Here is a 22,115-nt window from a genome sequence, read left to right on the forward strand (position 1 = left end):
TGCTTTTCAGAGTAAAAAGGAAAGAACGAGGATTGCATAAGGAGGGTGGATATGGAGTTAGTTCTGAATGAACGTCAAGGCTTGATTGTGTGGGTCTACAGTTTAAGGCATTTAAAAACATTAAAACGATTTGGTCTTATTCATTATGTATCAAAAAAAATGAAATACGTTGTTATTTACATCAACCGTTCAGATATGGAAATGACAGAAAAGAAAATCAAAGAATTACATTTTGTTCGACAAGTAGAACCCTCTTACAGACCACTGATCAATATGGATTTTAAAGAGACTCTCGAAAAAATAGCTCCTAGAAAAGAGGCTGAGGGTGTAGTAGAAATCAAGGAAGATCCCTTGGCAATTAATGACATGTCTGATAGAAAATAAGAGCAGTTAAAAGGGTGATAGCAACTATCACCCTTTTTTAGAGAAAAAATTAGTGGAAAAGGAACGGTGTTAGATGAGAGTGATTTCAGGCGAGTATGGCGGAAGAAAATTAAAAGCAGTTCCTGGTATAAATACGAGACCGACAACTGATAAAGTAAAAGAATCATTGTTTAATATTATTGGTCCTTATTTTGACGGAGGAAACTGTTTGGATTTATTTGCTGGAAGCGGCAGTTTATCTATTGAAGCTGTCTCACGAGGATGCGACCATGCTGTTTTAGTCGATCAAAGTCCAGCAGCCATTAAAACCATCAAAGAAAATATCACGATGACAAAAGAACCAGCTAAATTTGAAGTTTTTAGAAATGATGCTAATCGAAGTATCGAAGCATTGGCCAGTAAAAAAAGAACATTTGATTTGCTTTTTCTAGATCCGCCTTATATGGAACAAGATATTGTAAAACAAATAGAAAAAATCATGGCTGCAAATCTTTTAACAAATCAAGCATTGATTATTTGCGAAGTGGGACGAAAGGTCGATTTGCCGGTAGAAATTAACAGAGCTAAAGCATTCAGGACTGAAGTTTACGGAGCTAGTAAAATTGTTATGTATCAAGTAAGTGAAGAAGGAGTCGTGGCAGATGTCTAAAGTAGCGCTTTTTCCAGGAAGTTTTGATCCGTTTACAAATGGTCATGTAGACACGGTTGAACGAGCAGCAAAAGTTTTTGACCGGGTTGTTATTGCTGTAGCAACGAATACTTCAAAAAAATCTTTATTTAATACTGGCGAAAAAATGGAATTGATCCAGCAGGCTGTTGCCCATATTGGAAATGTAGAAGTAATGGAGCACTCAGGTGGATTGACGATTTCTTTAGCCCAACAAATTGGAGCAGATGCAATGATTCGCGGTTTACGTAACATACAAGATTTTGAATATGAAATGAATATTGCCGCTATGAATAAATTACAAGATGCTGAAATTGAGACAGTTATCTTAATGGCTTCAGAAAAATACCGCTTTTTAAGTTCAAGTTTAATCAAAGAAGTGGCCTCTTTTGGAGGGGATATTTCTGAACTGGTTCCTGCTAATGTAAACCACGCTGTTAAAGAAAAATACAACAATACTGAAGCATAAAACTAGAGGTTTTATACTTTAAGCCAATCTTGTTACGTAAAGGATGAGTAAAATGAAAAAACAAACGGTTTTAAAACGAATCGGATGGGTTAGTTTAATTTTGCTGATTATTTTAGGATTTTTTTTACCGTTGCCCTACTATATTGAAGCACCTGGCTCAGCTGTTCATTTGTCTGAACTCATCGAAGTGAACAACCAGAAAGACAAAAATGCAGGAAGTTATATGCTGACAACAGTTTCGATTAGGCAAGCGACCCCTTTAACATACTGGATGAAATATTTGCCCTTTCATGAAGGAGTAACTGAAGAAGAACTTTTTGGAATGACGACTACGAGTGAAGAATACGATAACTTGCAAAAGTATTATATGGACAGTTCAATTAATGCAGCAATCGAATTAGCTTATCAAACAGCTGGAGAAACGTATACATTAACGTATAACGGCATTTATGTTATGTCCATTTTGCCAGGTTCTGGTTTTGCCGGAAAGCTGGAAATCGGAGATACGGTAAGCGCTTTGGATGGACAAACATTTAAAAGCTCCGCAGAATTCATGGATTATGTCAAACAGCAAAAGATTGGGAAGGATCTAACCGTTACTTATCAGCGCGATGGCATAGCGGGCGTAGTTACTGCTCCGTTGATGGAGATGGAACAAAAGGTGCCTGGCTTAGGAATCAGTTTGGTCGATCACACAACCATTGAAACGGCTATTCCCGTCATCATTAAGACAGACGAAATTGGCGGACCTTCAGCAGGTTTTATGTTTGCGTTACAAGTCTATACGCAACTGGTTGGGGAAGATTTGCGTCAAGGACAAGAGATAGCAGGGACAGGAACGATTTCTCCTGATGGAACAATTGGTCGAATCGGCGGTATTGAAAAGAAAGTGGCCGCAGCTGATAAAGAAGGAGCAACGATTTTTTTTGCACCAGATGACACCATTGACCCAGTCATCCGAAAACAGTATCCTGCTTTACAATCGAACTACCAAGAGGCATTAAAAGCCGCAGCAGAGATTGGTACAGAGATGACTGTTGTACCCGTTAAAAGCTTTCAAGATGCAATTGATTATTTAAAAGAATTGAAATAAAAGCAATAAAAAAATCCCGTTAAACCGTTTTCGGTTTAGCGGGATTTTTTTATTAAAAGTGATATTTTGGTGTTTGTTTTTTACGAACCCACCACCAGTAACCAAGAGCTGCAATACCGATTAAAATGGTTAAACCAAGCACTGTGAGAGCTAAGGTAGTATGAGCAGCTTGATTTTTAACAAAAATGCCAATCATTGCCCAAATAAAAACCGCTATTATTCCCCAGTCTTTCAAGAAATAAAGAATGCTGAAAGCCAGAACAGTTGTTAAGACAAAGAGTACATAAGTCAAGGCGAATTGAAATGAGGCACCAATCTCAATAGAAGCTACCAGCCAATAACTTAAGTTAGTGAGAGTAGCAACGATGATCCAACCAAGATAAAGGGAAATTGGCAACAACATTAATGTCGATTTATTTTTATGACGTTGCGTTTGATATAAATAAAAAATGCTTACTAATAAACCTGTAATGATCAGTAAAGCCAAACCATCGTATAAATAGTGCCAAGCAATGATCCATAGTGCATTAAATAAACAAGTAACTAGAAATCCCCCATATTGCGCATTGGACAAACGTTGCTTTTTCATGCTAAAGCTCAGCAACCATAAAAAAAGCCCAATGTAGATAACACTCCAAATACTAAAGACGTAACCAGCTGGGGTGAATAAAACAGGATATAGATTTGAAATTTCGCCGGTTTGATAGCCATTAAGCGGAAGAATATTGGCTAATGCATTAACAGTGATCATAATAGCAAATGCTAAATACATAAAAAATTGTTTTTTGACTTTCATATATACCACTCCTTTTTTTAACCATACTACAATAGACAACAAAAAAACAAAGATTAGAGATTAAAAATTAAAAGAAAGAGCATAAAAATACAGATAGTTAATAAAAGAAGAAAAGAATGAAAGGAGGCCATCTGAATGAATGTGCTGCTAAAGAAATGGAAGGAGAAGTACTGGTTAATCAGTATCATAAGTTTAGGAATAGGGATAATGATTGTATTAGGAGTTTTAGCAGCAGTCGCTTTTATGAAACCCGCTAACGTTGAAAGTACTGATGTTTTAACAAATTATTTAGAAGATTCAACTCGTTTAGAGGGTAGGGAAGAGACGGATACAGATGAGGCTGCTTCTTCAGAAGAGGGAGGAAATAAAACGGATGAGACAAAGACTATTTATGTGGATATAAAAGGTGCTGTTCATCTTCCAGGCGTGTATGAAATCCAATCAGATTTGCGGTTGATCGATGTGATTGCTTTAGCAGGCGGACTGTTGCCCACAGCAAATCAAAATGGGGTTAATATGGCACAAAAATTGGCCGACCAAATGATGATCATTATTCCTGAAACAGGAGCAGCAGAAGATGAAACAACAAATCAAACGGTTACGATCGTGACTCCTGAAGAAGCGGTCGAAGAAGCTGGCGGAAAAGTAAATCTTAACAAAGCAACGATTCAAGAATTGCAAACTTTATCCGGAATTGGTGAAAAAAAAGCTGAACGAATTTTACAATATAGGCAAGAAAACGGCTCTTTTAAAACGACAGAAGAATTAAAAGAAGTGTCCGGCATTGGCGAAAAAACATTTGAAGCATTGGAAGCTTTTATTACAGTGGGCGCTGAATAAAGTGTTTCTTTATTAAAGAGTGATTGAAAAGTAAGAAAGGCTTTTGTATACTGAATGAAATGTCAGGTAGAGAGTGATTTTATCAAGACAGGTTAAAGAAAATGAATTGGAGGAATGGTTATGATAGAAAGGATTCCGTGGGATCAATATTTTATGTCGCAAAGCTTATTACTTTCATTAAGAAGTACTTGTAAGAGATTAACAGTAGGAGCAACGATCGTCAGGGAAAAAAGAATCATTGCTGGCGGATACAATGGTTCAGTTGGTGGGGACATTCATTGTATCGATGAAGGGTGTTACGTGGTTGATGGACATTGTTTAAGAACCATTCATGCTGAAATGAATGCTATTCTACAATGTGCTAAATTTGGTGCACAAACAGAAGGAGCGGAAATTTATGTGACTCATTTTCCTTGTCTTCAATGTACTAAGATGATTCTTCAAGCAGGTATCAAAAAAATTTATTACTTAGAGGATTACCACAATAATCCTTATGCGTTAAATTTAATTGAACAAGCCCACGTTCAATGTCAAAAGGTCTCTTTACCAGAGAACTTTTTTAAGGAATTAGCGTTTTAAAACCATGCCAATCGGTAATAACTTGCTGAACTCGGACACAACAGAATGAAAGATTATTTTTTGTTTGCGGCTATTTTTTGCTTGTTGATGACCGTAACCGTTTTGACACAAGGGCATTGGCTTAGTCTATTGTTGTTGGTTCTTCTTTTTTTTAGAATATGTGCAACTCATAAACGAAACCTTCTTTTAGGTACGCTTCTTTTAGCGGTTTTTATTGCTTTCGTCACTAATATTCATCAATGGACGAATCGAACAACTTTGTCATCAAACGAACAATCTTTTTTTATGAAAGTAGATACAGCTACACTGAAAATAGATGGGGATCGAGTACAGTTTTATGGAACAGTACAAGCAACTCCAACTAACCAGCAAGTATCAGAAAAGTTGGTTGTTTTTTATACGTTGTTAACAGAAACAGAAAAAATCCAATGGCAATCCTTGCCGGCTGAAGTGTTGCTTAAGATCAATGGCGAGTTGTCCGTGCCAGAGAACAATCGTAACCAATACCAATTCAATTACCGTAGTTTTTTATATCGAAAAAAAATTCATTGGATATTGAACGCAGAAACGATTGAGGCAGTACCGCAATCAGAACCATCCATTTTAGAAAGAGTTGGTTTCAAACAACTAAGGAAAGCTGTCTTAACACATATCGATCAGCGAATGACACCTAAAATAGCTAGCTATGTAAAAACGCTTCTTTTTGCAGATATAGGCGCATTAGATCAAACGATTATGCAAAACTTTAAAAATATCGGAATTGTTCACTTATTAAGCATTTCAGGTTTACATATCCAGTTTTTTTTAACGGGATTGGTTTATTGTTTCTGGCGGATAGGCGTCACTAAAGAAACGACCTTTTATTGGATGCTGCTGCTTTTGCCTTTCTATGGTAGTTTAGCTGGCTGGGGAACGAGTGTGTATCGTTCCTTGGTTATGGGATTGATCTTGCTGGCTAGTTCTCATTTCCGCTGGTCAATTTCTAGTTTAGATGTTTGGTCTTGGACGCTCCTATCTGCGTTAGTCCTCAACCCTTATCAAATCTACTCAGTCGGGTTTCAGTTAAGCTACTTATTGAGCCTGGTTTTATTGCTGCTCTCATCATCTTTTTTGAATCGCTCAAGACCAGCATTGATCACGAGTTTGATGATTTCTTTTTTGATGGTGCTGGTTTCGATTCCTATCTTATCTTTTCATTTTTTTGAGTTTTCATGGATAGGTGTGCTGACCAACTTGATTTTTGTTCCAGTGTTTACATGGGTGCTGTTACCTTTATTTATCTTGCTGTTTTTTCTATCGTTTATTTTGTTTCCTTTTCCGTTTTATCAAAGCATCTTACACGCAGTCGGCTTATTGATTGAAGCAGTTGAGTGGCTTGTCCAATGGTTCAGCAAATTTCCGTTTGCTGTGATTGTTACTGGCAGAGTACCCTTGACATTAACCGTTTTACTGACATTGTCTCTTATCTTTTTTCTTATCACGTTAGAAGCTGATCAAAAAGTTAAAAAGAAGCGAATCTATAGCGTTTTTTTAGTAGCGATGACGTTATTCGTTTTTGTCTTTTATCAAAAGTATTCACCTTTTGGCGAAGTCATTATAGTCGATGTTGGCCAAGGAGACGCTATTCTAATGAAAGATCCTTTTGGGAAAGGGCATTATTTAATGGATACTGGAGGCTCCTTGCTGTTTGAAAAAGAAAAGTGGCAGCTAAGAGAACGACAGACCACAGTTGCGAGCCGTGTATTAATACCTGTATTAAAGTCTCACGGAATCACTTCGTTGGATCAAGTCTTTATTAGCCACGGTGATGAAGACCACGCTGGCGCTTTACGTGAGCTAGCCCAGACTATCCGAGTAAAAGAATTGTTATTTCCAGCTGGAACAACACAGAAAGCTGCTTTTCGTACTACGGTCTTAGAATTGGCGGAAAAGGGAACGTTAATGCAGGAAGTTTTGGCCTCTAAGGAAAGCATCACTATGCTGAATCAGTCATTAATGGTATTGTGGCCCTTCTCGTCAGGAGCAGGGGAAAACAATGATTCAATGGTGGTTTATGGTAAAATTGGATCTTTTTTGTGGTTGTTTACTGGCGATTTGGAAGAAAGCGGGGAAAAGAACTTATTAAAACAATACCCTTATTTAAGAGCAGATATTTTGAAAGTTGGGCATCATGGCAGTCAAACTTCTTCCAGCAAGCTGTTTATCGAAACCTTAGACCCAAAATTGGCTTTGATTTCATGCGGGTTAAACAATCGCTTCAAACATCCTAATGAAGAAGTGCTGCAGCGTATTGAAGAAGTTGGAGCAAAAGTTTACCGAACAGATCTTAACGGCGCAATTCATTATCGTTACTTAGAACTAAACCAGAAAATGTATTTAGAAACCATTCAAACGATTTTGAAATAAAAAAAGAACTTGCAAATTCAATCCTAGCTTTGTACCATGAGAGAAGAACAAGAAAGTGGTGGAATGCGTTGGATTTTGCAAGAGAAATAGCCAAACTAAAAAAAGGCGAGAGCGCTCCAGTTTATTTAGTATTAGGAACAGAATCATATTTAGCTGGAATTGCCAGAGACACATTTATTCAATCCATCTTAAAAGAGGACGAGATTGATTTGAATTTTGGCGCTTATGATATGGAAGAAGTCCCGCTTGGAGTAGCGTTAGACGATGCAGAGTCCATCCCTTTTTTTGGAGATCATCGATTAGTTATCATTGATCGTCCTCTTTTTTTAACCGGTGAAAGAACCAAATCAAAAGTTGAACACGATATAAAATGGTTTGAACAATACTTGAATCATCCTTCTGATACAACCGTTTTAGTCGTTTTTGCCCCTTATGAAAAGTTAGATGAACGCAAAAAAATTACGAAATTACTGAAAAAAACGGCTACTTTGATCGAAGTTGCAGCGTTATCAGAAAAAGAAATGCGGCACTATTTAAAAGATACCATTGAAAATGAAGGGTTTAAAATATCTCCGGAAGCTTTTGAATTGTTCATTCAATTAACAGATGCTAAACTTTCAGTTGCAATGGCGGAATTGCCAAAATTGTTTCTTTTCGGACAAGACACCAAATTGATCACTAAAGAAGCTGTCAACGAATTAGTCGCTAAATCATTGGAACAAAATATTTTTGCATTAAATGAATATGTTTTGAAAAAGGATGTCGGTTCAGCACTTAATTTATATCAAGACTTGTTATTGCAAAAAGAAGATCCCATAAAAATCAACGCGATTATGACCACTCAGTTTCGTTTATTGATTCAAATTAAAATACTTGAAAAAAAAGGGTACCAACAAGGAGACATTGCTAAACTCTTGAAAGTGCATCCTTACCGGGTGAAATTAGGAATTCAGCAAATGAGAAAATTCAAAGAGCAAGCGTTATTGGAGGCCTATAACGGTTTAATTGAAGCGGAATACCGTTTAAAGACTGGCCAAGGAAATCGCGAAATGCAATTCGAATTATTTGTTTTGCAGTTTTCAGGCGGCCGTTAAAGAAATTAAAATCGTCACTTGCCGTTTAAGCTATCAAGTAAAAAAACTTTACAGTTTATATTGCAATGAAGCCAGGCATTATGTATAATGATTAAGTGTTGGAAACAACTAGAATAATCTATTTTAAGTTGTAATTAATTGAAAGTGGGGTGAATCAAATGCCAAACATCGAATCTGCAATCAAACGTGTCCGTACTTCAGAAAAATCAGCTTTAGAAAACAATGTGCAAAAGAGCGCTATGCGTACTGCTGTGAAAAAATTTGTTCAAGCTGTTGAAGCTGGAAGCGAAGATACTGAGGCTTTACACAAAGAAGCAATCAGAGCTATAGACATGACTGCATCAAAAGGATTGATTCATAAAAATAAAGCTAACCGTGACAAATCTCGTTTAACAGCTAAATTAGCTAAAAAATAATTGTCGTTAGTTCTATATGAATAAAAGAGTATGGCTGTAACTATTGGGATTCCAATTGTTATAGCTTTATTTTTTTGTCTTTTTGGTTCTTTCTGACGAACTGATTTAAGGGATAGATAGTTAGAGAAACCCTCTAAGTGTGTTTTTAATAGGCAGTAGCTTTAGAGTTGTAAGAACACATGTTCAGTGGTAGAATGAAAAGATAGAAATAAAATAATGCTGCTATTCTTAACCTAATAAGAGAGAAAAAATGACTGGAAGTGAAAAGTAATCATGGAGAAAGATCGTTTTAAACTCGTATCGAATTACCAACCTGGTGGAGACCAGCCCAATGCCATTAAAGAATTAGTCAAAGGCCTTGAAGAAGGAAAAAAAGAGCAAACTTTATTGGGCGCAACGGGTACAGGCAAAACATTTACTGTTTCGAATGTCATTCAAGAAGTGAACAAGCCGACTCTTGTGATTGCTCACAATAAAACATTAGCAGGTCAATTGTATGGAGAATTTAAAGAGTTTTTCCCTAATAACGCAGTCGAATACTTTGTCAGTTACTATGATTATTATCAACCAGAAGCTTATGTCCCTTCTAGCGATACCTTTATTGAGAAAGAATCAAGTGTTAACGATGAAATTGATAAATTACGCCATTCTGCAACTAGTTCGTTATTGGAACGGCGTGATGTGATTGTCGTTGCTTCTGTTTCATGTATCTATGGATTAGTGAACCCGCTTGATTATCGTGATCACGTATTATCTATCCGTGTTGGTGCAGAAATGAACCGTGATGAGATGCTGCGTCGTCTAGTAGATATGCAATTTGAACGAAATGACATTGATTTTCAACGGGGACGTTTTCGTGTGCGAGGCGATGTTGTTGAGATTTTCTTGGCATCGCGAGACAGTGAAGCTATCCGTGTAGAATTTTTTGGTGATGAAATCGATCGGATTCGTGAAGTAGATGTTTTGACCGGAGAAGTTAAAGCTGATGTGCAACATGTGCCGATTTTTCCAGCGACTCACTTTGTTGCTAATGATGAACAAACACGTAATGCAGTTAAAACCATACAAGCTGAATTAGAAGACCGGTTGAAAGTTTTGCGTTCAGAAGATAAATTGATAGAAGCTCAGCGATTGGAACAGCGTACCAATTACGATTTAGAAATGCTTTTAGAAATGGGTTACTGTTCTGGAATAGAAAACTATTCCAGACATATGGATGGACGCGAGCCTGGTCAAGCACCATATACGTTAATGGACTTTTTCCCGGATGATTTTTTGATTGTAGTCGATGAGTCCCATATCACTATGTCGCAAATCAGAGGAATGTATAACGGCGACAGAGCGAGAAAAGAGCGTTTAATAGAATATGGTTTCCGTTTGCCGAGTGCATTAGACAACAGACCCTTGCGTTTAGAAGAATTTGAAAAACACGTCAATCAGATCATGTACATCTCAGCGACACCTGGTCCTTATGAATTGGAAAGAACCCCTGAAGTCGTTGAACAAATCATTCGGCCTACAGGTTTGTTGGATCCGATTATTGAAGTGCGTCCGATCAAAGGACAAATTGATGATTTGATCAGCGAAATAAATGACCGTATTGAGAAAAATGAGCGTGTCTTTGTTACGACGTTAACTAAAAAAATGTCAGAAGATTTAACGGATTATCTAAAAGAGGTCGGCATTAAAGTAGCGTATCTGCATAGCGATATCAAGACCCTGGAGCGGACCGAAATTATTCGTGATTTGCGTTTAGGGGTTTATGATGTCTTGATAGGTATTAACTTACTTCGTGAAGGGATCGATGTGCCGGAAGTATCACTGGTAACGATTTTAGATGCAGATAAAGAAGGTTTCTTAAGAAGTGAGCGTTCTTTGGTTCAAACGATTGGACGAGCGGCCCGTAATCAAAACGGGAAAGTTATTATGTACGCTGATAAAATAACGGATTCTATGAAAGGCGCTATAGGAGAAACGGAAAGACGTCGCGCAACCCAAGTAGCGTACAACGAAGAACACAACATTACACCAACGACTATCGTTAAAGAAGTTCGTGATTTGATTTCTATTACAACAGCTGTAAGTGGAGAAGAAGGGGAATTGACTTCTGGAAAAGTAGCTAGTTTATCGAAAAAAGAAAGAAAAGAATTGATCATGAAAATGGAAGCTGAAATGCATGAAGCTGCAAAAACATTAGACTTTGAGAAAGCAGCTAATCTACGTGATATTATTTTAGAATTGACTGCTCAATACAAATAAGAAAACCATAGATTAATGCTTGCATTTATGTCCGACATCATGTAAAGTTTACTTGTGCTTAAAACACAATCCTTTACTTGGTTTAACGAATCACCAACGTCTACTCAGTAATAGGACAAACTAAAAGAAAGAGGTGCTTAGAAATGGCAATTTCTAAAGAAAGAAAGAACGAAATCATGAAAGCATACGCAACACACGAAGGAGATACTGGTTCTCCAGAAGTGCAAATTGCTGTATTGACTGAAGAAATCAACCACTTAAACGAACACGCACGTGTTCATAAAAAAGACCACCATTCTTACCGTGGACTTATGAAAAAAATTGGACACCGTCGTAACTTGTTAGCTTACCTACGTAACAAAGACGCTAGCCGTTACCGTGATTTGATTCAAAGCCTAGGCTTACGTCGTTAAGAAACGTATGTCTATTTAAGAAGCGAGGTTCGAAGGAATCTCGCTTCATTTTTTGTATAAAAATGCCAAACGAATGCGCATCATCAACCATCCTACTATACAAATGTGAGTGTTTAATTCTTTAAAGGCTGACATTTGTTTAGTAGTCTGTGTGGAAAAATGAGCGTAGTTTGATAGAAAAAGGAGAACAACAATATATGACAAAGAAACAAGTATTTACTAAAGAGTGGGCTGGCCGGACATTAACTGTCGAAGTCGGTCAATTAGCTAAACAAGCAAGCGGGGCAGCATTGATTCGTTACGGCGATACAGCTGTTTTATCAGCATCAGTAGCTAGTAAAAAAGCAAAAGATGTCGATTTTTTTCCGTTAACCGTTAATTATGAAGAAAAAATGTATTCCGTTGGTAAAATCCCAGGCGGGTTCATCAAACGTGAAGGACGTCCGAGTGAAGCAGCAACGCTGACCGCTCGTTTGATTGATCGTCCGATTCGTCCAATGTTTGCGGATGGTTTTCGTAATGAAGTACAAGTAACCAATACAGTAATGTCAGTGGATCAAAACTGTTCACCGTCTTTCGCAGCAATGTTTGGGTCATCACTGTCTCTAGTGATTTCAGATATTCCATTTGATGGTCCGATTGCTGGTGTTGATGTAGGTCGTGTTGATGGAGAGTATATTATCAACCCAACTGTTGAGCAAGAAGCAGTCTCAGATATCCATTTAACTGTTGCAGGTACTAAAGAAGCTATTAACATGGTTGAAAGCGGAGCAAAAGAAGTTTCGGAAGAAGACATGTTAGGCGCATTGCTTTTTGGTCATAATGCTATTAAAGAATTAGTAGCTTTCCAAGAAGAAATTCAAGCTGCTGTAGGTAAAGAAAAAAGCGAAGTTTCTTTATTACAAGTTGATGCGGATTTAGAAAAAGAAATCAATGCTGCTTATAAAGAAAAAATGAGTATAGCAATTAAAACTGAAGAAAAATTAGCTCGTGAAGTTAATATTGAAGCCGTTAAAGAAGAAGCGATTTTATTCTACCAAGAGGAATACAAAGAACACGAAGAAGCTGGCCGTATCAACAAAGAAATCAAGAAAATCGTTGAAGATATGGAAAAAGACGAAGTTCGTCGTTTGATCACTGTAGATAAGATTCGTCCAGATGGCCGTAAGATTGACGAAATTCGTTCTTTAGCATCTGAAATTGGAATCTTGCCAAGAACGCATGGTTCAGGATTATTTACACGTGGCCAAACCCAAGCTCTTACCATCGCTACTTTGGCTCCACTTGGAGAACACCAAATTATTGATGGCCTAGGTATTGAAGAAAGCAAACGATTCATCCATCATTACAATTTCCCACAATTCTCTGTCGGCAGTACTGGTCCAAATCGTGGTCCTGGTCGTCGTGAAATTGGTCATGGGGCACTTGGAGAACGTGCTTTATCACAAGTTATTCCTAATGAAGAAGAGTTCCCTTACATGATTCGTTTGGTCTCAGAAGTTTTAGAATCAAATGGATCTTCTTCTCAAGCAAGTATTTGCGCAGGCACGTTAGCTTTAATGGATGCAGGGGTTCCAATTAAAGCTCCAGTAGCTGGTATTGCGATGGGGCTTGTAATGGAAGGCGAAAACTATACGGTCTTAACAGATATTCAAGGATTAGAAGACCATTTAGGCGATATGGACTTTAAAGTTGCCGGAACAACTGCTGGAATCACAGCTCTTCAAATGGATATTAAAATACAAGGAATCACACCGCAAATTTTAGAAGAAGCATTGTCACAAGCTAAAAAAGCCCGTTTAGAGATTTTAGATGAGTTGGTATCCACTATTGCTGAACCACATAAAGAATTAAGCAAATACGCTCCGAAAATCGAAATGATGCAAATCAAACCTGAAAAAATCAAAGTAGTTATTGGCCGAGGCGGCGATCAAATCAATGCTATTATTGAAGAAACTGGTGTGAAAATTGACATCGATCAAGAAGGTAAAATCAGTATTGCTTCTGAAGATGCAGCGATGATCAAACGTGCTAAAGACATTATTAAAGAATTGACTCAAGATATTGAAATTGGAAAAGTTTACAAAGGTAAAGTTAAACGAATTGAAAAATTCGGAGCTTTTGTAGAAATTGCTAAAGGCAAAGACGGACTAGTCCATATTTCAGAGTTAGCTAATGAACGTGTTGGCAAAGTAGAAGATGTTCTAGCATTAGATGAATTAATCGATGTTAAAGTTATTGAAATTGACAAACAAGGAAGAATCAATCTTTCTCGTAAAGCTTTATTGAAAAAAGAAGAAGACTAAATAAACTGAATGATCAAAGTAAAAATCCTCTTTCCAAAACGGAAAGAGGATTTTTACTTTTGTCTAAATACAACGGCTTAGAGCGATGATAATATAGGACTAACAAAAACACCGACCTTTCTTATAAAGACGCACTGACGCGGCAATAAATCGCCTTAGAATCCATCCTGGTGTCTCATCTGCCACAGTTAATGCGGGTTTTCCGCCCATACACATCAATACCAATGACTCATCGTTATTATTCTGGAAGAGTATCCAACCAATTTTGAAGTGTTGTAAATACTGCTTCTTGTTGACGATTATTAGTGATATCTGGAGAAGAGTCGCCTTTTTGTGCTCCATAACTGCCAAAACCAGCATGGTTTCCGCCTTCAATGACGTAATAAACTGTTTTTTGGGGCAAGAAAACTTTATTTTTTTGGTAAGTTTCTTGGTTTAACACTCCGTCATTTGAACCGGTGACCGATAAAACGGGAAGTGAGCTGTTTTGTAAGCTTCCTTTTTCATCTGGGTAACTGGCTAAAAAGAAAACACCTTTTAAGACAGGAGCTTTTAAAGGGTTTTCCATTTGTGCATGTGCAAAGCGGCTAGCCATAACACCGCCTAACGAATGTCCGCCAATAACATAGGACCCAATGTCATATTCATCCAGCACTTTTTGAGCTTTATCTGCAGCAAGAACAGCTAATTTTAAAGGGTGTCGAATTAAAAAGACGGAATGACCATTTTCGGCTAATTTTGAAGCCCAAATACTGTAACTTTTTTCTTCGACAAGAGCGCCTTGGTAAAATAAAATAGCTGTATCAGTAACAGGTTTAATTGGCTCAAAGTAAACGACCTCTGGTGTTTCATCCACATGATACATTTGTTGAGAAGCAGCTGCTTGAAGAGCTTGTACAGAGGGGTGATAGGTTACTCTCTGAAGTATCAACATGCCTGATAAAAAAATTACAGCAACAATCAATAAACCGATAAGAAAAATTTTATGCTTTTTTTTCATCTCATTTTCCTTTCTGTCATAGAATGTAAGGATCTAACCTATTTTAGCATAGCAGCAGCTTCTCGGTAGATGAAATTAGCGGGAAGAGGGAATAAACTAGATTTGTATGATTTCATCGCTATTTGTGCTAAAATATATATTGGCTACTTTTGTAGATAAAGTGATGAATAAATTAATCAAAAGATTTGTAGAGGAGACTTTTAAATGAGTGGATATACTATTGCAATAGTTGGTGCAACTGGAGCGGTTGGAACTAAAATGATTGAAATGCTAGGAAGCTCAAGCTTGCCTATAAATAAAATCAAACTGCTTGCATCAAAGCGTTCAGCTGGGAAAAAATTATACTTTAATGATGTAGAGCTAACGATTGAAGAAACAACAGCTGATTCATTTGATGGAGTAGATATTGCATTATTCAGTGCAGGCGGCGACATTTCAAAAGAATTTGCTCCTGAAGCGGTTAAAAGAGGAGCCATTGTGATCGACAATACTAGTGCTTATCGGATGGATCCTACTGTTCCTTTAGTTGTACCTGAAGTAAATGCAGATGCTATGAAAAACCATAACGGAATCATCGCTAACCCAAATTGTTCTACGATTCAAATGATGGTGGCTTTGCAACCGATCCGTAAAAAATATGGTTTAAAACGCATCATTGTTTCTACTTATCAAGCTGTTAGCGGTGCCGGAGCAGCAGCATTAGAAGAAATGAAAGAACAAGCACAACACATGTTAAACGATGAACCTTATGATGCTAAAATATTACCATCAGGAGGCGATAAAAAGCATTTTCCGATTGCTTTTAACATATTGCCGCAAATTGATGTTTTTGCAGAGGGCGGTTACACTTATGAAGAGTGGAAAATGATCAATGAAACTAAAAAAATCATGTCTGACGATCATATCAAAGTTTCAGCTACTTGCGTTCGTGTTCCGGTGGTTTCTGGACATTCAGAGTCAGTTTATATCGAAGTAGCAGATGAAAGTGCTACTGTTGCAGGGATTCAAGATGTATTGCGTATAGCCCCTGGTGTAGAACTACAAGATGATCCAGCAACGCAATTGTACCCAACTCCTCTTACTGCAGTAGGGAAAAAAGAAACCTTTGTAGGAAGAATCAGACAAGATGTAGATGAAAAATTGGGTTTCCATATGTGGGTCGTTTCTGATAATTTAGTCAAAGGCGCAGCTTGGAATTCTATTCAGATTGCTGAAAGTCTGCATAGCTTAGATTTAGTAAAAGAAAAATAGTCAGCTAATAAAGTTGTTTTTGAAAGAGAAGGTGAACGGAATGGATTTTAAGAAAGCAAGAGTGATCACAGCGATGGCGACACCCTTTAACGCTGAAGGCCAAATGGATTTCAGCAAATTAGAAACGTTGATCGACTATCTTTTGTCCAACGGCAGTGAAGGATTAGTGGTCGGCGGAACAACTGGCGAGTCACCTACATTATCACGAGATGAAAAAGTGAGCTTATACCAAAAAACAGTTGAATTGGTAAATGGCCGTGTACCGATTATTGCAGGGACAGGTTCGAATAATACGGCTGAAACGATTTCTTTCACTAAAGAAGTCGAACAAATGAATGGAATCGATGCAGTACTGGTCGTAGCTCCTTATTATAATAAGCCTAATCAAGCAGGACTATATGCTCATTTTGAGGCGGTTTCTCAAAATACGAAACTGCCGATCATCGTTTATAATGTACCTGGCCGAACAGGTGTGGCAATCGAACCTGCTACAACGATTCGTTTAGCAGCATTGGATAATATTATTGGTGTGAAAGAATGTTTAGGAATGGATGCAATCAGTGAAATCGTAGAACAAACCAATGATGATTTTCTGGTTTATTCAGGAGAAGATAATTTAGCTTATCCTGCATTTTGCGTTGGAGCAACAGGTGTGATTTCCGTTGCCAGCCATCTATTTGGTAAAGAAATGGTTGAAATGTTTGATTTATTTGAATCAAGAGAAGTGGCAGAAGCGGCAAAAGTACACCGTCAATTGGTGCCTAAAATGGCTAGTTTATTCACTGTACCTTCGCCGGCACCGGTTAAGATGGCATTGAACCATTTAGGCGTAGATGTAGGCGGGTTAAGATTGCCTCTTGTAGCTTGTTCCAATGAAGAAGAGCAAAAGATATTAACTGTATTAGAGCTAGGCGACTAGTGAGACAAGAATAGAGAGAAATAGAGGTGAAGAAATGAGTAACATTAAAATTATTTCGCTAGGTGGCGTACGTGAAAATGGTAAAAATATGTACGTTGTTGAAGTGGAAGATGAAATTTTTGTCTTAGATTGCGGGTTAATGTACCCCGAGACAGAATTGTTAGGAATCGACATCGTCATTCCCGACTTTAGTTATTTAGAAGAAAATCGCGACCGTGTAACTGGCGTTTTCTTAACACACGGGCATGAAGATGCAATAGGAGCGCTGCCTTATTTTCTTCAGAAGTTTGATGTTCCCGTTTTTGGAACAGAACTAACCATTGCGTTAGCTAAATTATTTGTTGAAAAAGATAGCCAGACAAGCAAATTTGATGACTACCATGTCATTGATGAGAACACTGAAATTGAATTTGGCAATGCAGTCTTGAGTTTCTTTAGAACCACGCATACGATTCCAGATTCAGTAGGAGTAACGTTAAAAACAGATGAAGGCAGTATCGTTTATACTGGAGACTTTAAATTTGACCAAAGTGCAACGCCAGCTTATCAAACAGATTTAGCTAAAATCAGCGATATTGGAAAAAATAAAGTTCTGGCTTTGTTAAGTGATTCAAGCGATGCAGAAAGCCCTGTTGAAAATGTGAGCGATTTGAGAGTTGCTGAAGAGGTAGTGGATACTTTCCGTAATACTGAGGGACGTATTATTGTCGCGAGTGTTGCGAGCAATATTTTACGAATCCAACAAGTCTTAGATGCAGCGTACAAATCTTGGAGAAAAGTGTTTATTACTGGGAAGCAGTTAGAAGAAATCGTAGACATTGCTATGAAACTCAAAAAAATCAACTTGCCAAGTGAAGATTTGATCGTTCCGATTGAAGATATCGATAAATACAAAGATGAAGAAATCGTGGTTCTAGAAACGGGAACAACTGGCGAACCAATTAAAACCTTGCGTAAAATGGCAGCAGGAAAACATCCTCAAGTAAATATTAAAGAAGGCGATTTGATTTATATCGTGACCAGTCCTTCTGTCAGTATGGAAGTTAATGTGGCAACAACAGAAAACATGATTTACCGTGCAGGCGGAGTAGTCAAACAAATTTCTGATAATTTGAAAGCTTCTGGCCATGCTACACCAAATGATTTGAAACTGATGTTAAATCTGATCAAGCCAACGTACTTTATCCCAGTTATGGGAGAGTATCGCCGTTTAGCTGCTCATGCTAAATTAGCTCATGAAGTCGGAATTCCATTTAAAAATATTTTTATACCTGGAAAAGGCGATGTGATCGAATATAAAAATGACCGGATGCATATGTCAGGTCAAGTAGAAGCAGGCAACACGATGGTAGATGGTATTGGTATTGGCGATATTGGAAATATCGTTTTACGTGACCGCAAGCTGCTTTCAGAAGATGGTATATTTGTTGCTGTTGTAACGATTAGCCGTAAAAAAGGCAAAATTATGTCTGGTCCTGAAGTAATGACTCGCGGATTTGTTTACGTTAAAGAAAATACTGATTTGATTGCCGCAAGCAATGAAATTGTGCGAGAAGTAGTAGAAGACAATTTAAACCATAAAGAATTCGAATGGAGTCGCTTGAAGCAAGAAATCAGAGATGCTTTAAGTAAATTCTTGTTTGAACAAACGCGCAGAAGACCTGTTATTTTGCCAATTATTATGGAAACGAGTTCTCGTAACCGTCGAAAATAAAAAAATCCTGAATCGATTATCTATCGATTCAGGATTTTTTTATTTTATTTATTTTGCTACATCTTTTGTCCATTCAGCAACACGATCAGGGTTTTCTTCAACCCAAGCTTTTGCAGCATCTTTTGGATCTTCACCTTTATTGATGTTCAACATAATTTCTTCCATTTCATCAGTTGTCCAGTTGAATTGGTCCAATACTTGATACGCTTCTGGCATATCTTCTTTTAATCCTTCACGAACCATTGTATTGATTGTTTCAGCAGCTCCAAAAGAATTTTCTGGATCCTCTAAATATTTTAAATCATAGGTAGCGAATTTCCAGTGAGGAGACCAACCTGTAACAATGATATCTTCTTCATTGGCAATAGCTTGTTTTAAAGCAACAGTCATAGCACCTGATGAAGAAGTCTCAACAGACCAGTCGCTTAAATTAGGGTAATCCTCAAGTGATTGTTCAGCTGCAGCTACAACACCAGCACCAGGTTCAATACCAGTGATGGTTTGTTTTGCTTCGTCTGTTAAATCAGCGATTGAATCAACATCCATATATTCAGGAACGACTAAGCCGATTTTAGCGCCTTCTAAGTTTTCACCTAGGTCAACAATTTGGTCACCGTATTTTTCATACTGTGAACCATGAGTTCCTGGTAACCAAGCAGCTACCATCCCATCGACTTCACCACTTGAGACAGCTTCCCACATGACGGCGTTGTCTAGTGGAACTAAGGTCACATCGTAACCCAGATCTTCTAAAACAGTACCGATGACATTGGTTGAAGCAACTTCAGTATCCCATTCGACATAAGCTAAATCAATTGCTTGTCCTTTGCCGACAGTATCTTCTTTCGCAGCATCGTCCTCAGCGGCACAACCTGCAGCAACTAATGATAAACCTAGACCGGCTATAAGGCTCAGGCGTTTCCAATTAAATTTTGACATAATTGATTCATCTCCCTTTTCATAATGTTTAATTTTTCAACTATAAAAGTTTTCAAATTTAAATGTATTGACAGATTTAACGGTCTTTTTAATTAATAAATTAGGCTTTTTTATTTAACTTCTGTGTAATGCGGTCAATGATGATCGCAAGTACAACTAAACCAATGCCCGATACGAAACCTGTACCGATTTGAGCACGTTGTAGGGAAGAAAGAACTTCTCTTCCAAGACCAGGAGCACCAATCATAGAGGCAATAACAACCATGGATAATGCAAGCATGACCGTTTGGTTGATACCAGCCATAATAGTTGATTTAGCTAAAGGCAACTCAACTTTAAATAATTTTTGTGGTCCTGTACTACCGAAAGCTTCAGCAGCTTCTACCAGTTCGCTTGAAACTTGACGAATCCCTAAATTAGTAAATCGAACAGTAGGGGGGATAGCAAAAATTAGAGATGCAAACACCCCAGGTACCATACCAATACCGAAGAAAGCAACGGCAGGAATCAAATAAACGAAAGCAGGCATAGTCTGCATAAAGTCAAGAACAGGAGACAATATGGCGTTAGCCGTTTTGCTTTTAGCCATTAAAATACCGAATGGAACACCAATGATAACAGACAGTAAGCTGGCCACTAATACTAAAGTGACGGTATTCATTAGGTTTTCCCAGTGGCCTTGATTATAAATGAACCACAAGCCTACCAGAGAAAAGACTGCTAATCCAAACTTTTTGCCAGATACAAAAAATGCTAGCAGAGCAATAAGAATGATAAAAATAATCGGCGGGATAAACAATAGAGTATTTGTAACACCCTCCATAAAAATCTCCGAGTATTTTTGAATTGGATTAAAGAGAAACGCGAATGCTTGAGTAATCCAAGCTGTTAGTTCTTCAACGGCATTTGCTACCGGTAATTTAGGAATCAAATCTAAAATGTTATTCATGTACTGAATCCTCCTCACTTTCACCAGCTAGCGCGGCGATAACCGCACCTCTGACAATAATTCCAACTAGTTTGCCATTGTCAACTACTGCAACAGGAGTTGTTGAATCATGGATAACAGAGAAAATATCGTTCATAGTTGTTGTTCTAGTGACGATTGGAATATCCGTTCTAAGGATGGTTTCAATTTTTGTGATGCCATCTTTACGTGCTGTAGAAGCATCCTCGGCAGTAATGTATCCTTGTAAGTTTCGACTGCTGTCAACCACTAAAATACTAGATAGACCTTCGCGGCGCATTTGTTCCAAAGCCACACGCGGACCATGATTTTTGATGTTTACAGTCTCAGGACGTTTCATAATGTGTTCAGCTGTCAATACTTTAGAACGGTCTACGTCTTCAACAAATCGTTCCACGTAATCATTTGCTGGATTCATTAAGATTTCTTCTGGAGTACCGATTTGAACAATTACGCCATCTTTCATTAAAGCAATCCGGTCACCGATTCGTAAAGCTTCATTTAAATCATGTGTGATAAAGATGATAGTTTTTTTAACGTTAGCTTGTAAATCAACTAACTCGTCTTGCATTTCTTTCCGGATCAATGGGTCTAAAGCAGAAAAAGCTTCATCCATTAATAAGATTTCAGGATTATTGGCTAATGCACGAGCTAAGCCGACACGTTGTTGCATACCACCTGAAAGTTGGTGAGGGTATTGATCCCGGTAATCTCCTAAACTTGCATTTTCCAAAGCTTTTATCGCTTTTTCAGAACGTTCTTTCTTATCAACACCTTGGATTTCTAATCCGTATTCAGTATTTTCTAAAATAGTACGGTGCGGGAATAAAGCAAAGTTTTGAAAAACCATGCTTAGTTTTTCACGGCGAACTTGACGTAAAGCTTTCTTATCCATTTTAGATAAATTTTCTCCATCAATATAGATGTTTCCTTTTGTAGCATCAATCAATCGGTTGAACATACGCACTAACGTAGATTTTCCACTACCGGATAACCCCATGATAACAAAAACTTCACCTTCTTCAATCGTGAAGCTGACATCATTCACACCAACTGTAGCTCCGGTCTCTTTTAAAATTTCTTGCTTTGTTTTGTTTTGTTCCAATAACTCCAAAGCACGGTCACTTTTTTTACCGAAAATTTTCGTGACGTTCTCAACTTTTATTTTTGACAAAGTATCCACTCCTTTATTTTTTTTACATCCTCTAGTGCACCCTATAGTCTATAGAAATGCGAGAAACGTTTGTTGAAGAAGAATAACCTTTCATTTTTAATTTAATCTCAAATAGAAATGAATGGCTATAAAGCCAGTTTTTACTCAAAACAAGCTTCCCGAATAAGGCACAAAAATGAGTGTAACATTATCTTGAAGAAATGAAAACAAAAGTGATTTTCATAAATCATCAATAACAGCTTGTTTTCATTGTCATAGCAGAGCTATGAGCAGAAAATAAGAAATTGGTAAGAATTAACACATGGGAGGAAAATTCATCTTTTTTTTAAATAAATAACAAAGCAGGACAAGCCTTACAGAGGAAGTTACTTCTTGTGATTTCATCGGTAGATTGATAAACTAGAATGGATAAAATAACAAAGAGAAAAT

At 37.6% G+C, this 22,115-nt stretch carries 18 protein-coding genes and 1 pseudogene; 15 read left to right on the forward strand and 4 right to left on the reverse strand.

Going from position 1 to position 22,115, the window contains the following annotated elements; translation table 11 throughout:
• Positions 1-51 precede the first annotated feature (51 nt).
• The 4 genes from JHE06_RS04550 to JHE06_RS04565 all read left to right on the forward strand — a co-directional run bounded on the left by JHE06_RS04550 (position 52) and on the right by JHE06_RS04565 (position 2,613).
• Positions 52-384: a YlbG family protein gene (locus JHE06_RS04550; RefSeq protein WP_058918287.1), complete on the forward strand. Its 333-nt coding sequence runs from the start codon at positions 52-54 to the stop codon at positions 382-384.
• A 73-nt stretch (positions 385-457) separates the two neighbouring features.
• A complete protein-coding gene (gene rsmD / locus JHE06_RS04555) occupies positions 458-1,033 on the forward strand; it encodes a 16S rRNA (guanine(966)-N(2))-methyltransferase RsmD (protein ID WP_201089594.1) in 576 nt (191 codons plus the stop codon).
• Positions 1,026-1,520: a pantetheine-phosphate adenylyltransferase gene (gene coaD / locus JHE06_RS04560; RefSeq protein WP_058918289.1), complete on the forward strand. Its 495-nt coding sequence runs from the start codon at positions 1,026-1,028 to the stop codon at positions 1,518-1,520. The genes rsmD and coaD overlap by 8 nt, the downstream gene beginning before the upstream one ends.
• Positions 1,521-1,572: 52 nt before the next feature.
• The gene (locus JHE06_RS04565) at positions 1,573-2,613 is read left to right on the forward strand and encodes a SepM family pheromone-processing serine protease (protein WP_201089596.1); all 1,041 of its coding nucleotides are present in this window, start codon (positions 1,573-1,575) and stop codon (positions 2,611-2,613) included.
• Positions 2,614-2,665: 52 nt separating this feature from the next.
• Here JHE06_RS04565 and JHE06_RS04570 read toward each other — a convergent pair whose 3' ends face one another.
• Positions 2,666-3,409, reverse strand: coding sequence for a TspO/MBR family protein (locus tag JHE06_RS04570; protein ID WP_058918291.1), 744 nt, complete (start codon positions 3,407-3,409; stop codon positions 2,666-2,668).
• Between the two features lie 135 nt (positions 3,410-3,544).
• Between JHE06_RS04570 and JHE06_RS04575 the strand changes: the two genes are divergently transcribed.
• From JHE06_RS04575 to pnp, 8 genes are all read left to right on the forward strand, one after another.
• Positions 3,545-4,249 carry a ComEA family DNA-binding protein gene (locus tag JHE06_RS04575; protein ID WP_236253550.1) on the forward strand — a complete coding sequence of 235 codons (705 nt, stop codon included), beginning with the start codon at positions 3,545-3,547 and terminating at the stop codon, positions 4,247-4,249.
• A gap of 123 nt (positions 4,250-4,372) precedes the next feature.
• A complete protein-coding gene (locus JHE06_RS04580; RefSeq protein ID WP_058920188.1) occupies positions 4,373-4,828 on the forward strand; it encodes a ComE operon protein 2 in 456 nt (151 codons plus the stop codon).
• Between the two features lie 45 nt (positions 4,829-4,873).
• Complete coding sequence (locus tag JHE06_RS04585; protein WP_201089598.1) at positions 4,874-7,234, forward strand: DNA internalization-related competence protein ComEC/Rec2; 2,361 nt, start codon at positions 4,874-4,876, stop codon at positions 7,232-7,234.
• A 68-nt stretch (positions 7,235-7,302) separates the two neighbouring features.
• Complete coding sequence (gene holA / locus JHE06_RS04590; protein ID WP_058918293.1) at positions 7,303-8,328, forward strand: DNA polymerase III subunit delta; 1,026 nt, start codon at positions 7,303-7,305, stop codon at positions 8,326-8,328.
• Between the two features lie 158 nt (positions 8,329-8,486).
• Positions 8,487-8,744, forward strand: a complete 258-nt coding sequence (rpsT, locus tag JHE06_RS04595) for a 30S ribosomal protein S20 (protein WP_058918294.1) — start codon at positions 8,487-8,489, stop codon at positions 8,742-8,744.
• 273 nt (positions 8,745-9,017) lie between these two features.
• Positions 9,018-11,003, forward strand: a complete 1,986-nt coding sequence (gene uvrB, locus JHE06_RS04600; protein ID WP_201089600.1) for an excinuclease ABC subunit UvrB — start codon at positions 9,018-9,020, stop codon at positions 11,001-11,003.
• Between the two features lie 143 nt (positions 11,004-11,146).
• A complete protein-coding gene (gene rpsO / locus JHE06_RS04605) occupies positions 11,147-11,416 on the forward strand; it encodes a 30S ribosomal protein S15 (RefSeq protein WP_058918296.1) in 270 nt (89 codons plus the stop codon).
• A gap of 197 nt (positions 11,417-11,613) precedes the next feature.
• The gene (gene pnp / locus JHE06_RS04610; RefSeq protein ID WP_058918297.1) at positions 11,614-13,722 is read left to right on the forward strand and encodes a polyribonucleotide nucleotidyltransferase; all 2,109 of its coding nucleotides are present in this window, start codon (positions 11,614-11,616) and stop codon (positions 13,720-13,722) included.
• A 238-nt stretch (positions 13,723-13,960) separates the two neighbouring features.
• Here pnp and JHE06_RS04615 read toward each other — a convergent pair whose 3' ends face one another.
• Positions 13,961-14,722, reverse strand: coding sequence for an alpha/beta hydrolase (locus JHE06_RS04615; protein ID WP_201089602.1), 762 nt, complete (start codon positions 14,720-14,722; stop codon positions 13,961-13,963).
• A gap of 204 nt (positions 14,723-14,926) precedes the next feature.
• Here JHE06_RS04615 and JHE06_RS04620 point away from each other — a divergent pair, with 204 nt between their 5' ends.
• From JHE06_RS04620 to JHE06_RS04630, 3 genes are read left to right on the forward strand one after another with little or no spacing between them, the layout of a single operon-like run.
• Positions 14,927-15,973: an aspartate-semialdehyde dehydrogenase gene (locus JHE06_RS04620; RefSeq protein WP_058918299.1), complete on the forward strand. Its 1,047-nt coding sequence runs from the start codon at positions 14,927-14,929 to the stop codon at positions 15,971-15,973.
• Positions 15,974-16,013: 40 nt separating this feature from the next.
• Positions 16,014-16,892: a 4-hydroxy-tetrahydrodipicolinate synthase gene (dapA, locus tag JHE06_RS04625; protein ID WP_201089604.1), complete on the forward strand. Its 879-nt coding sequence runs from the start codon at positions 16,014-16,016 to the stop codon at positions 16,890-16,892.
• 34 nt (positions 16,893-16,926) lie between these two features.
• Positions 16,927-18,606, forward strand: a complete 1,680-nt coding sequence (locus JHE06_RS04630; RefSeq protein WP_058918301.1) for a ribonuclease J — start codon at positions 16,927-16,929, stop codon at positions 18,604-18,606.
• Positions 18,607-18,654: 48 nt separating this feature from the next.
• Here JHE06_RS04630 and JHE06_RS12160 read toward each other — a convergent pair.
• Positions 18,655-20,494: pseudogene (locus JHE06_RS12160) on the reverse strand (ABC transporter permease/substrate binding protein).
• Complete coding sequence (locus JHE06_RS04645; protein ID WP_058918304.1) at positions 20,487-21,686, reverse strand: quaternary amine ABC transporter ATP-binding protein; 1,200 nt, start codon at positions 21,684-21,686, stop codon at positions 20,487-20,489. Before JHE06_RS04645 ends, JHE06_RS12160 begins: the two are co-directional and overlap by 8 nt.
• Positions 21,687-22,115 lie beyond the last annotated feature (429 nt).

The organism is Carnobacterium sp. CS13, assembly GCF_016653495.1.
Taxonomy (GTDB): domain Bacteria; phylum Bacillota; class Bacilli; order Lactobacillales; family Carnobacteriaceae; genus Carnobacterium_A; species Carnobacterium_A antarcticum.

Bases quoted from the DNA above. Each gene is read 5' to 3' on its own strand.
- JHE06_RS04550 (WP_058918287.1), top strand. From the start codon at position 52: ATGGAGTTAGTTCTGAATGAACGTCAAGGCTTGATTGTGTGGGTCTAC.
- rsmD (WP_201089594.1), top strand. From the start codon at position 458: ATGAGAGTGATTTCAGGCGAGTATGGCGGAAGAAAATTAAAAGCAGTT.
- coaD (WP_058918289.1), top strand. From the start codon at position 1,026: ATGTCTAAAGTAGCGCTTTTTCCAGGAAGTTTTGATCCGTTTACAAAT.
- JHE06_RS04565 (WP_201089596.1), top strand. From the start codon at position 1,573: ATGAAAAAACAAACGGTTTTAAAACGAATCGGATGGGTTAGTTTAATT.
- JHE06_RS04570 (WP_058918291.1), bottom strand. From the start codon at position 3,409: ATGAAAGTCAAAAAACAATTTTTTATGTATTTAGCATTTGCTATTATG.
- JHE06_RS04575 (WP_236253550.1), top strand. From the start codon at position 3,545: ATGAATGTGCTGCTAAAGAAATGGAAGGAGAAGTACTGGTTAATCAGT.
- JHE06_RS04585 (WP_201089598.1), top strand. From the start codon at position 4,874: ATGAAAGATTATTTTTTGTTTGCGGCTATTTTTTGCTTGTTGATGACC.
- rpsT (WP_058918294.1), top strand. From the start codon at position 8,487: ATGCCAAACATCGAATCTGCAATCAAACGTGTCCGTACTTCAGAAAAA.
- uvrB (WP_201089600.1), top strand. From the start codon at position 9,018: ATGGAGAAAGATCGTTTTAAACTCGTATCGAATTACCAACCTGGTGGA.
- rpsO (WP_058918296.1), top strand. From the start codon at position 11,147: ATGGCAATTTCTAAAGAAAGAAAGAACGAAATCATGAAAGCATACGCA.
- pnp (WP_058918297.1), top strand. From the start codon at position 11,614: ATGACAAAGAAACAAGTATTTACTAAAGAGTGGGCTGGCCGGACATTA.
- JHE06_RS04615 (WP_201089602.1), bottom strand. From the start codon at position 14,722: ATGAAAAAAAAGCATAAAATTTTTCTTATCGGTTTATTGATTGTTGCT.
- JHE06_RS04620 (WP_058918299.1), top strand. From the start codon at position 14,927: ATGAGTGGATATACTATTGCAATAGTTGGTGCAACTGGAGCGGTTGGA.
- dapA (WP_201089604.1), top strand. From the start codon at position 16,014: ATGGATTTTAAGAAAGCAAGAGTGATCACAGCGATGGCGACACCCTTT.
- JHE06_RS04630 (WP_058918301.1), top strand. From the start codon at position 16,927: ATGAGTAACATTAAAATTATTTCGCTAGGTGGCGTACGTGAAAATGGT.